11 protein-coding genes, 1 other RNA gene and 1 pseudogene are annotated in these 11,211 nt (G+C 67.0%); 12 read left to right on the top strand and 1 reads right to left on the bottom strand.

Going from position 1 to position 11,211, the window contains the following annotated elements; genetic code table 11:
- Nucleotides 1-71: 71 nt before the first annotated feature.
- From ACXJLU_RS10000 to rnpB, 10 genes are all read left to right on the top strand, one after another.
- Nucleotides 72-590 carry a hypothetical protein gene (locus tag ACXJLU_RS10000; protein ID WP_457330394.1) on the top strand — a complete coding sequence of 173 codons (519 nt, stop codon included), beginning with the start codon at nt 72-74 and terminating at the stop codon, nt 588-590.
- A gap of 46 nt (nt 591-636) precedes the next feature.
- On the top strand, nt 637-1,557 hold the full coding sequence (locus ACXJLU_RS09995) for a LysR substrate-binding domain-containing protein (protein ID WP_457330392.1): 921 nt from the start codon (nt 637-639) through the stop codon (nt 1,555-1,557).
- A gap of 340 nt (nt 1,558-1,897) precedes the next feature.
- A complete protein-coding gene (locus tag ACXJLU_RS09990; protein ID WP_457330505.1) occupies nt 1,898-2,773 on the top strand; it encodes an amino acid ABC transporter substrate-binding protein in 876 nt (291 codons plus the stop codon).
- A 111-nt stretch (nt 2,774-2,884) separates the two neighbouring features.
- A complete protein-coding gene (locus ACXJLU_RS09985; RefSeq protein WP_457330390.1) occupies nt 2,885-3,787 on the top strand; it encodes a transporter substrate-binding domain-containing protein in 903 nt (300 codons plus the stop codon).
- A gap of 162 nt (nt 3,788-3,949) precedes the next feature.
- On the top strand, nt 3,950-4,657 hold the full coding sequence (locus ACXJLU_RS09980; protein WP_457330389.1) for an amino acid ABC transporter permease: 708 nt from the start codon (nt 3,950-3,952) through the stop codon (nt 4,655-4,657).
- Nucleotides 4,654-5,319: an amino acid ABC transporter permease gene (locus ACXJLU_RS09975; RefSeq protein WP_056817374.1), complete on the top strand. Its 666-nt coding sequence runs from the start codon at nt 4,654-4,656 to the stop codon at nt 5,317-5,319. Before ACXJLU_RS09980 ends, ACXJLU_RS09975 begins: the two co-directional genes overlap by 4 nt.
- Before the next feature lie 19 nt (nt 5,320-5,338).
- Nucleotides 5,339-6,073 (top strand): amino acid ABC transporter ATP-binding protein, encoded by a 735-nt coding sequence (locus ACXJLU_RS09970; protein ID WP_073467422.1) that lies wholly within the window; start codon nt 5,339-5,341, stop codon nt 6,071-6,073.
- A gap of 39 nt (nt 6,074-6,112) precedes the next feature.
- Nucleotides 6,113-7,153 carry a dihydroorotase gene (gene pyrC / locus ACXJLU_RS09965; protein WP_457330386.1) on the top strand — a complete coding sequence of 347 codons (1,041 nt, stop codon included), beginning with the start codon at nt 6,113-6,115 and terminating at the stop codon, nt 7,151-7,153.
- The gene (locus ACXJLU_RS09960) at nt 7,150-7,992 is read left to right on the top strand and encodes an NYN domain-containing protein (protein ID WP_457330384.1); all 843 of its coding nucleotides are present in this window, start codon (nt 7,150-7,152) and stop codon (nt 7,990-7,992) included. Before pyrC ends, ACXJLU_RS09960 begins: the two co-directional genes overlap by 4 nt.
- A 9-nt stretch (nt 7,993-8,001) precedes the next feature.
- An RNA gene (gene rnpB / locus ACXJLU_RS09955) (RNase P RNA component class A) lies at nt 8,002-8,347 on the top strand.
- A gap of 13 nt (nt 8,348-8,360) precedes the next feature.
- Here the strand turns inward: rnpB and ACXJLU_RS09950 are convergent.
- On the bottom strand, nt 8,361-9,512 hold the full coding sequence (locus ACXJLU_RS09950) for an HD-GYP domain-containing protein (RefSeq protein WP_457330382.1): 1,152 nt from the start codon (nt 9,510-9,512) through the stop codon (nt 8,361-8,363).
- Nucleotides 9,513-9,597: 85 nt separating this feature from the next.
- On the opposite strand from ACXJLU_RS09950, the gene ACXJLU_RS09945 reads away from it, so the two are divergent.
- Both ACXJLU_RS09945 and ACXJLU_RS09940 read left to right on the top strand, forming a co-directional pair.
- Nucleotides 9,598-10,824, top strand: a complete 1,227-nt coding sequence (locus ACXJLU_RS09945; RefSeq protein ID WP_457330380.1) for a multidrug effflux MFS transporter — start codon at nt 9,598-9,600, stop codon at nt 10,822-10,824.
- A gap of 58 nt (nt 10,825-10,882) precedes the next feature.
- Nucleotides 10,883-11,211: pseudogene (locus tag ACXJLU_RS09940) on the top strand (hypothetical protein); the annotation flags it as partial.

The raw sequence follows: 11,211 nt of genomic DNA, 5'->3' as shown, positions 1-11,211 counted from the left end.
GAGCCGACGAGCACACATCTTGTTGCACTTCTAGAGTCGCGTCACCGATTCACCCACAGAGGACGGATGCGATGACTGCTCAGATGACTCAGAAGACGGTTCTGTTTGCGATGCTGGCGTTTGCCGGCGCGATCTCGACGTTGGCGATGCCGGCCAGGGCGGCGACGCCCGACGCGGTGTCCCAGGCCAGCTTGCGTCTGCCCGACGCCAAGGTGGTGTGGGTCGACAACGAGAGCTTTGCGTTCGACACCTGCTCCGCCGCTGGCGGCGAGCATGTGGCGGCGGTGATGGGCGCACTGCGCGAGCGCCTGATGAGCGACCTCGGGCCGATGATGCTGAGCAACGGCGTGACGCCGGCGAGCCAGCAGTTCGTCACGCTGACGCCGCTGAACGGCGGCCAGAACTGCGGCAGCCTGGCCAGCCGCGTGGTGTTCCGGGTGTCCGGTGTCAGCGCCTCCTCGGGCGCCACGTGGAATGCCGACGTGGTGGCGCAGACGGCCGGCGCGGCATCGGATCCGAAGCTGGCGACGGTGCAGCTGGTGAACGACCTGGTCCACGAGTTGGACGTCACCCTCAGCCGCTCCCATTGAGCCCGCGCGGCCGGACGCGTGACGCCCCCTCGTTACACTGCCGGCCGTGGAAACCAAGTGGCTTGAAGACTTCGTGAGCCTGGCCGAGACGCGGAGTTTTTCGCGCTCGGCGCAGATGCGGCATGTGACGCAGCCGGCGTTCTCGCGCCGCATCCAGGCGCTGGAAGCCTGGGCCGGGCTGGACCTGGTCGACCGCTCGTCGTACCCGACCCGCCTGACGCCCGCCGGCGAGACCTTCCATGCGCAGGCGCTCGACATCCTCGGCGCGCTGCAGACCACGCGCAACATGATGCGCGGCCACCAGGTCGCCGGGCAGGACATGATCGAGTTCGCGGTGCCGCACTCGCTCGCGTTCACCTTCTTCCCGCACTGGGTGATGGACCTGCGCAAGCGCTTCGGCGCGCTGAAGAGCCGCTTGATCGCGCTCAACGTGCACGACGCCGTGATGCAGCTCACCGAAGGCAGCTGCGACCTGCTGATCGCCTACCACCACCCGTCGCAGCCCTTGCAGCTGAGCCCGGAGCGCTACGAGATGCTGAGCCTCGGCCACGAGATGCTGGCGGTGTACGCCAAGGCCGACCCGAAGGGCGAGCCGCTGTTCCGCCTGCCCGGCGCCTCCGGCGAGCGCGTGCCCTTCCTCAGCTACGGCAGCGGCGCCTACCTCGGGCGCCTGGTCGAGCAGATCGTCAAGCTCTCGCCCGCGCCACTGAACCTCGATCCGATCTACGAGACCGACATGGCCGAGGGCCTGAAGGCGATGGCACTCGAAGGCCATGGCCTGGCTTTCCTGCCGGTCAGTTCGGTGAAGAAGGAGCTGAAGAGCCGCCGACTGGTGCGCGCCTCGGCCCCCGGCACGCTCGAGCTGACGATGGAAGTCCGCATGTACCGCGAGCTGCCCGAGCTCTCGCGCCAGGGCGCCAAGCCGAGCGCCCGGGCGCTCTGGGATTTCCTCAAACCCCCGAGGTGACGCCGGGCACGACGGTCGGCGACCGCCGATGCCAGAGGGTTTTCCCTCGCGCCACATGCATTCGATGCATGGCTTGCCCGCGAATCCGCATTGGATTTCCAACCGGCAGGCGCATACAGTCCGCGCCCATCGCCACCCAAACGCCAACTTGTTCCCATGCGCCGATGCCCTTGCTCCTGCGTGACCGGCCTCATGCCGACAAGCGGGCACACTGGCGCCTTCTGCCCCACGGCGCCCGACGGGTTCGTGGCACGAAGGTTGCGAGAATCCACCCATGAAGTTTCAGCACAGCAAGCGCCGGTGTTCCGTTCTTCTGCGTTCATCCGTGGTCGTGCTGGCAATGCTTGCGGTGCCGGCGATGGCCGCGCCGCCGGCGGCTGCGGCCGTCCCCACCGGCCCGGTGCTCGACCGCATCAAGCAGACCGGCAAGATCCTGATCGCGCACCGCGAATCGTCGGTGCCGTTCTCGTACCTCGATGCCGACAAGAAGCCGATGGGCTATGCGGTCGACCTGTGCCTGAAGCTGGCCGAGGCGGTGCGCAAGCGGCTCGAGATCAAGGCCATCGCGCCGGAGTTCGTGCTCGTCACCGCCGGCAACCGCATCCAGATGGTGGTCGACGGCAAGGCCGACCTGGAGTGCGGCTCGACCACCAACAACGCCGAGCGCCGCCAGAAGGTGGCCTTCACGATCCCGCACTACATCACCGGTGCGCGCTACATGGTGCTGGCCGACAGCCCGATCGCCGAGCTGCCGATGTTCGAGGGCAAGAAGCTGGTGTCGACCAAGGGCACGACGCCGCTGAAAGAGGTGGATCGCGCGAACCGCGAACGCCTGCTGCGCATCACCATCCTCGAAGCGCCCGAACATGCCAAGGCCATGCAGATGGTGCTGGCCGGCGAGGCCGACGGCTTCGTGATGGACGACGTGCTGCTGTACGGCCTGATCTCGTCGAGTGCCGACCCGGGCAAGCTGAAGGTGGTGGGCAAGTTCCTGACCATCGAGCCGCTCGCGATCATGATGCGCAAGGACGATCCCGAGTTCAAGAAGATCTGCGACGAAGAAATGAAGCGCCTGATCCTCAGCCGCGAGGCCTATGCGATCTACGATCGCTGGTTCAACAAGCCGATCCCGCCCAAGAACCTGCCGCTGAACCTGCCGATGAACTACCTGCTGCGGGACTTCTGGAAGTACCCGTCGGACCAGGTGCCGGGCTGAAACCCGCGCGGCCCTCTCGTCTACGTGGTAGTGCGTAGGCCCCGTGTCCCTAGAATTTCGTTGTAGGGGGGTCCTCCCCCACCCCCTCTTTTCCACCCTGAAGGAGATCGTATGAAAAAGGCATGGCTGAGCGTTGCCGTCCTGTTGTCCGTCGCGGGCGTTGCCCAGGCGCAGCAGAGCGACACGCTGAAGAAGATCAAGGACAGCGGCACCGTCACGATGGGCGTGCGCGAGTCGTCCGGTGCGCTGGCCTACACGCTGGGTGACGGCAAGTACGCCGGCTTCCACTACGACGTCTGCCAGAAGGTGCTGGCCGACATCAAGAAGCAGCTGGGCCTGGCCGCGCTGGACATCAAGTACCAGCCGGTGACCTCGCAGAACCGCATTCCGCTGGTGCAGAACGGCACCGTCGACATCGAGTGCGGCTCGACCACCAACAACGCGACCCGCCAGAAGGACGTCGCCTTCGCCTTCACCACCTACGTGGAAGAAGTGCGCATCGCGGTGAAGGCCAACTCGGGCATCACCGCGATCGGCCAGCTGGCCGGCAAGACGGTCGCCACCACCACCGGCACGACCTCGGTGCAGACGCTGCGCAAGCACGAGCGCGCCACCGGCGTCGACTTCAAGGAAGTGTTCGGCAAGGACCACGCCGACAGCTTCCTGCTGCTCGAATCGGGCCGTGCCGATGCGTTCGTGATGGACGGCCAGATCCTCGCCGGCAACATCTCGCGCGCGAAGAACCCGGCCGAGTTCAAGATCGTCGGCGAAGTGCTGAGCGTCGAGCCGATCGCGATCATGCTGCGCAAGGACGACCCGGCCTTCAAGAAGGCGGTCGACGACAGCATCGTGGCGCAGATCAAGTCGGGCGACCTGGCGAAGACCTACGACAAGTGGTTCAACCAGCCGATCCCGCCGAGCAACACCAAGGTCGGCCTGCCGCTGTCGGACGCCACCAAGGCCGCGTGGGCGACCCCGAACGACAAGCCGATGGAAGACTACGTCAAGAAGTAAGGCGGGTTCTTGCGATGGACCGGGACTGAGGTAAGCCCTGACGCCACTGGGCGCGACACTTGCTTACAGTCCCCCCAGCGCGGCGCCGGGTGACCCGCGTCGCGCTTTTCATTGGGGCAGCGCAGCCGTGGTGCGACCCCTCACAAGAATTGGAGCAACACCTTGGGCAAGTGGGACTGGCAGGTATTCCTGCAGGACACGGGGGGAGGGCAGACCTACCTGGAATGGTTGATGTCTGCCTGGGGCTGGACGCTGTCGGTGGCATCGCTGTCGCTGGTGGTCGCGCTGGTGGTCGGTTCATTGATGGGCATCCTGCGCACGGTTCCCAGCAAGACGCTGGTGTTTCTCGCCAATGCGTGGACGGAGTTGTTTCGCAACATTCCGCTGCTGGTGCAGGTCTTCCTCTGGTACCACGTGATTCCGTCGTTGTTCCTGAGCCTGCGCGCCGTGCCGAGCTTCGTGCTGGTGGTGTTCGCGCTCGGGTTCTTCACGTCGGCACGCGTGTCCGAGCAGGTCAAGGCCGGCATCCAGGCGCTGCCCAAGGGCCAGCGCTACGCCGGCCTCGCGATGGGGCTGACGCTGCCGCAGACCTACCGCTACGTGCTGCTGCCGATGGCGTTCCGCATCGTCATTCCACCGCTGACCAGCGAGTCGATGAACATCATCAAGAACTCGTCGGTGGCGTTCGCGGTGAGCATCTCCGAGCTGACGATGTTCGCGATGCAGGCGCAGGAAGAAACCTCGCGCGGCATCGAGGTCTACCTTGCCGTGACCGGCCTCTACTTCATCTCCGCGTTCGCGATCAACCGCCTGGCCTTGTTCATTGAGAACCGGGTGCAGGTGCCCGGCATGATCGGGGGCGGCAAATGAACCTCGACTTTGCCTTCCTGAACTGGAACGTCGTCTCGGCGTTCATTGCCAAGGGCATGATCTTCTCGGTGCAGCTGACGCTGGTCGCGATGATCGGCGGCATCGCGCTGGGCACGCTGCTCGCGCTGATGCGCTTGTCGGGCAAGAAGTGGCTGGTGATGCCGGCGGCGTTCTACGTCAACACGCTGCGCTCGATCCCGCTGGTGATGGTGATCCTGTGGTTCTTCCTTCTGATCCCGCTGCTGATCGGCCGGCCGATGGGCGCCGAGCTGTCGGCCATCATCACCTTCACGGTGTTCGAGGCGGCCTACTACTCGGAGATCATGCGGGCCGGCATCCAGAGCGTGCCGCGCGGGCAGGTGTACGCCGGCTACGCGGTCGGCATGACCTACCGCCAGACCATGCAGCTGATCGTGCTGCCGCAGGCCTTCCGCAACATGCTGCCGGTGCTGCTGACGCAGACCATCATCCTGTTCCAGGACACCTCGCTGGTCTACGCGATCGGTGCCTACGACCTGCTGAAGGGCTTCGAGGTCGCGGGCAAGAACTTCAACCGCCCGGTCGAGACCTACCTGGTCGCCGCCGTCGTCTACTTCGTGATCTGCTTCAGCCTGTCGATGCTGGTTCGTCGGCTGCAGAAGAAGATCGCCATCATCCGCTGAACCCCCGGGGGGACTTCCCATGATCAAGATCAACAACGTTTCGAAGTGGTACGGCGCGTTCCAGGTGCTGACCGATTGCACGACCAGCATCGCCAAGGGCGAGGTGGTCGTGGTGTGCGGCCCGTCGGGTTCGGGCAAGTCGACGCTGATCAAGACGGTGAACGCGCTGGAGCCGATYCAGAAGGGCGACATCGTCGTCGACGGCATCTCGATCTCCGACCCGAAGACCAATCTGCCGAAGCTGCGCAGCCGCGTCGGCATGGTGTTCCAGCACTTCGAGCTGTTCCCGCACCTCACCGTCACCGAGAACCTGACGCTCGCGCAGATCAAGGTGCTGAACCGCAAGCCTGAAGAAGCCAAGGTGCGCGGCATGAAGATGCTCGACCGCGTCGGGCTGAGCGGGCACAAGGACAAGTTCCCCGGTCAGCTGTCGGGCGGCCAGCAGCAGCGCGTCGCGATCGCCCGCGCGCTCAGCATGGACCCGATCGTGATGCTGTTCGACGAGCCGACCTCGGCGCTCGACCCCGAGATGGTCGGCGAGGTGCTCGACGTGATGGTGCAGCTGGCTAACGAAGGCATGACGATGATGTGCGTCACGCACGAGATGGGCTTCGCGAAGAAGGTCAGCAACCGCGTGATCTTCATGGACGCCGGCAAGATCGTCGAGGACTGCACGAAGGACAGCTTCTTCGGCAAGCCCGAAGAGCGCACTCCGCGCGCGAAGGAATTCCTGTCGAAGATCCTGCAACACTGAGGTGATCTGAGCTGATGGCGCGGGTGCGAAAATCGGCGCATGACGACCGATTCACTCACCCTCACCACGCCAGACGACTGGCACCTGCACCTGCGTGACGGTGCCGCGCTCGCCGCGGTGCTGCCCGACACCGCGCGCCAGTTCGCCCGCGCGATCGTGATGCCCAACCTGCGCCCGCCGGTCACCACCGCGGCGCAGGCCGTCGCCTACCGCGAGCGCATCCTCGCGGCACGCCCCGAAGGCTCGGCCTTCGAGCCGCTGATGACGCTGTACCTGACCGACAAGCTGCCGCCCGACGAGATCCGCCGCGCGAAAGATGCCGGCATCGTCGCCGTCAAGCTCTACCCGGCCGGTGCCACCACCAACAGCGATGCCGGCGTAACCGACCTGCGCAAGACCTACGCCACGCTCGAAGCGATGCAGCGCGAAGGCCTGCTGCTGCTGGTGCACGGCGAGGTCACCGACCCGGCGGTCGACGTGTTCGACCGCGAAGCCGTCTTCATCGACACCGTGATGCAGCCGCTGCGCCGCGACTTCCCCGAGCTGAAGGTGGTGTTCGAGCACATCACCACGCGCGAGGCGGCGCAGTACGTGGCGCAGGCCGATGCGCACACCGCCGCCACCGTCACCGCCCACCACCTGCTCTACAACCGCAACGCGATCTTCCAGGGCGGCTTGCGGCCGCACTACTACTGCCTGCCGGTGCTCAAGCGCGAAGTGCACCGCCAGGCGCTGGTGCAGGCCGCCACCTCGGGCAGCACGAAGTTCTTCCTCGGCACCGACAGCGCGCCGCACGCGTCGCACCTGAAGGAGCAGTCGGTGTGCGGTGCGGGCTGCTACACCGCGCTGTCGGCGCTGGAGCTGTATGCCGAGGCCTTCGAGGCGGCCGGCGCGCTCGACAAGCTGGAGGCCTTCGTGAGCTTCAACGGCCCCGACTTCTACGGCCTGCCGCGCAACAGCGGCCGCGTGACGCTGCGCCGCGAAACATGGACACTCCCCGAAGCCCTGCCGTTCGGCGAGGCCCAGCTGAAACCGCTGCGCGGCGGCGAGACGATCGGCTGGAAACTGGAGACCGCATGACCCTGCTCGACAAGCCCGCCCGCATCGCGCTGCTGATCGATGCCGACAACTCGCCGGCCAGCAAGATCGACGTGATCCTCGCGGAGCTGGCCAAGGTCGGCGTCGCGAACATCCGCCGCGCCTATGGCAACTGGAAGAAGGACGGGCTGAAGGGCTGGGAGGCGGTGCTGCACGAGTACGCGATCCGCCCGGTGCAGCAGTTCGACTACAGCAAGGGCAAGAACGCGACCGACATGGGCATGGTCATCGAGGCGATGGACCTGCTCTACACCGACCAGCCCGATGCGTTCGGCATTGTCTCGTCCGACAGCGACTTCACGCCGCTCGTGATGCACCTGAAGGCCAAGGGCGCGCTGGTCTACGGCTTCGGCGCGAAGAAGACGCCGATGCCCTTCGTCAACGCCTGCTCGCGCTTCCTGTACCTCGAAAACCTGGGCCAGGCGGTCGAGGTGGCCGAGGCCGACAGCGCATCGAAGCCGGCGAAGGCCAAGCCGGCCGCCGGCCGCAAGACCCGCGGCGGCGCCAAGGCGGCGCCGGAGCCCGCGCCGGTGGTAGCCGAGCCGGCCGCGGCGCTGCGCCAGGACACCGCGGCGCTGAAGCAGGACGCGCGGCTGGTCTCGCTGCTGCGCAATGCGGCCGAATCGGCGGCCGGCGAGGACGGCTGGTCGGCGCTCGGTGCGGTCGGCCAGCAGATCGGCAACCAGGCCTCGTTCGACCCGCGCAACTACGGCTACCGCAAGCTGATCGACCTGATCGAGGCGACGCAGCTGTTCGAACTCGACCGCCGCGGCAGCCAGGTGGTGCTGCGCGACAAGCGGCTCTCGAAGAGCAGGGGATAATGCGCCGGTGAAGCGGACCAGACCGCCGCTGGTGCAAGGCCCGAAAGGGCGCACTGGAGGAAGGTCCGGACTGCACAGGGCAGCGTAGCAGCCAACGGCTGTCCACCGCGAGGTGAGGATCAGAGCAACAGAGACGAGTCGCCGCATCGGTCGCAAGGCCGGCGTGGCGGGTGAAACGGGCAATCTCTACGCGCAGCAATACCAAATAGGCACACGTTGATTCGGCCCGAGGAGTGTGCGGGTAGGTAGCACCGAGCCGGGCAGCGATGCCCGGCCCAGAGGAATGGCGGTCACGTTCACCGGTTCGCAAGAATCGGGGGACGCACAGAATCCGGCCTATCGGTCCGCTTCACACTATCCACTGACCATCAGGTCATCAGGCCATACACCCGCTCCGGCGGGATGCGCGGGAACGCGGCTGCGTTCTCGGGAGCGCCTTCGATCGCGAAGCCCACCTGGGACGAATCGCGCCGATGGGTCTCGCCGACCGGCTTGCCGTTCTTGTCGCTCAGCGTCGCCACCAGCGGGTGCGGCCCGGTGACCGCCCGGCGGATCACGACGCCCACCTCACCGGAGTGGAGCCGCACCAGGCTGCCGGGCGGGTGGACGCCGACGGTCTTGATCATGGCCATCGCCAGTTCATCGCCGGCGCTTTGCTGGAAGAGCTGGCGCGTCGCCATCTGGGGCGTCATCGCCGGGCGCTTTTCGCGCGCGCTGATCTTGGCCATGTAGACGTCGGCCGCGCGCAGCACGCGCGCTTCCGGGGTGGGTTCGAGCCCCTGCGGGTAGCCGGCGCCGCCCAGGCGTTCGTGGTGGCCCAGCACCGTCGCCAGCCAGGTTTCGTCGTCGACGCTGGCGGCCCGCAGCATCGCGACCGAGGCTTCGGGGTGCGCGCGGATCTGCTCCAGCTGCTTGCGGGTCGGTGGCGTGTCCTGCGCGGCCAGCGTGGCCTGCAGGTCGAACATCGACAGGTTCATCGTCAGCGCGGCACAGCCGAGCGAGGTGCATCGCTCGGGCGCCCACCCGAGCTGGCGGGCGGTCAGAAGCGCCAGCGCCGCCACCCGGACGGCGTGGCGGAACGGGTAGAGCGCAAAGCGGCGCTCTTCCTGTCGCATGCATTCGAACAGCGCCACGTCCGGATCCCGGTCGACCAGCGCTTGCAGCGCAACGAAGAAGCTCGTCACCGCCGTGCCCTGCGCCTCGCGGCGCTGGAGCGCACGCGGCACCTGGTCGAAATGGAGCATCAGGCGCTCCCAGCGGTCGAAGATCGACAAGGCGGCAACAGCCTGGGCCTTCTTGGCCGCGGCAGACTGCGCCTGGCGGGCCGCCTCCACCAGGGCCCGCTCCGCCCAGGCGCCTCGTTCGTGCAGTTCGTCGAGCTGGCGTTCATCGAGCAGCACCTGCCCGGCGTTCAGCAACAGCCGCTCATGCGTGTCGAGGATCCGGAACGGCAGCGGCTCGCCCACGTGCAGCAGATCGCGCACCTGGACCAGCGGAACGCGGTCCGTCGAGGAGCTCATGGGCCGAGTGTGACGCAAGCGCCGTCGCAGGTCGACCCCGCACGCGCACGGGGCCGCGGACCGCCCGCTACACTCGACGCTCCGCATGAATCCCGACGCACAACACCTCTGGCGCGCACCGCGCTGGGCGCTGGCCGCGCTGCTCGCATGCCTCGGCATGCTCGGCCCCTTCTCGATCGACACCTACCTGCCTGCCTTCACCGGCATCGCGCAGTCGATCGGCGCGACACCGGTCGAGATGCAGCAGACGCTGTCGGCCTACCTGTTCGGCTTCGCGGTGATGAACCTGTTCCACGGTGCGCTGTCCGACAGCCTCGGGCGCCGCCCGGTGGTGCTGTGGGGCATCGCGGTGTTCACGCTCGCATCGGCCGGCTGCGCGCTGTCGCAGCACATCGGCGCGCTGGTGTTCTTCCGTGCGCTGCAAGGCATGTCGGCCGGTGCCGGCATCGTCGTCTCGCGGGCGGTGATCCGCGACATGTTCCCGCCGGCCGATGCGCAGCGCGTGATGTCGCRGGTCACCATTTATTTCGGCATCGCGCCGGCCATCGCGCCGATGGTCGGCGGTTTCCTGTTCGTGCATGTCGGCTGGCACGCGATCTTCTGGTTCCTCACGGCGGTCGGCATCGCGCTGTGGATCGGCAATTACCGCTTGCTGCCCGAGACGCTGCATGCCTCGCAGAAGCAGCCGTTCAACGTGCGCCACCTGATGCGCGGCTACTGGCAGCTGGGCTCGAACCCGCGCTTCCTGATGCTGGCGCTCGCCAGCGGCATTCCGTTCAACGGCATGTTCCTGTACGTGCTGTCGGCGCCGGTCTTCCTCGGCGACCACCTGCACCTGCAGCCCGGCCAGTTCTTCTGGTTCTTCCTGATCACGATCGGCGGGATCATGGGCGGCGCCTGGTTCTCGGGGCGGCTGGCCGGCAAGATCAAGCCGCACCACCAGATCCGCCATGGTTTCGTGATCATGCTGGTGGTATCGGTCGTCAACCTCGCGCTGAACCTGTTGTTCGAGCCGCAGGCCTGGTGGGCGCTGCTGCCGATCGGCATCTTCGCGTTCGGCTGGGCGCTGATGGTGCCGGTGGTCACGCTGATGACGCTCGACCTCGTGCCTGAGCGGCGCGGCATGGCGTCGTCGTTCCAGGCCTGCATCGGCAGCCTCGCCAACGGCATGGTGGCCGGCCTGATCGCGCCGTTGGTGATGCATTCCACGCTCTGGCTCGCGATCACGTCGTTGCTGATGATGAGCATCGGCGTCTTCGCGTGGATCTGGGTCAAGCCGCGCGTCGTCATCAAGCTCAAGCCGGCGGCCTGACGGTCGATATCGCGACAGGCGCCCCGAGTTCCGGGGGCGAGCCGGGAGCGTTTCCACCATGTCCACCATCCTGTCTGCCCGCGTCGCTGCGGCCTTGCTCGGCCTGAGCCTGTGCGCCGCTGCGGCGCAGGCGTCCGACGTCCATGCACCGGATCCGCGCAATTCGCCGGTCAAGCCGATGAAGGATGCCGATTCCGACAAGCCGGCGACCGCCAAGGCCGCGAAGGCACGCGGCTTCGAGGATCCGATGGACCGCCTGCGCCAGCGCTTGGCCGAGAAGCTCGGTGCGCAGCAGGCCGAGGCCAACCCCGACATCGTTCGCGTGGCCAACCGGCCGGGCGCGGCATCTGCCACGCCGGTGCGCGCGGCGGCGCCGCAGGCGGGCGG

Source organism: Rhizobacter sp. P5_C2 (assembly GCF_054049715.1).
This window is presented reverse-complemented; position numbering and strand designations above follow the sequence as displayed.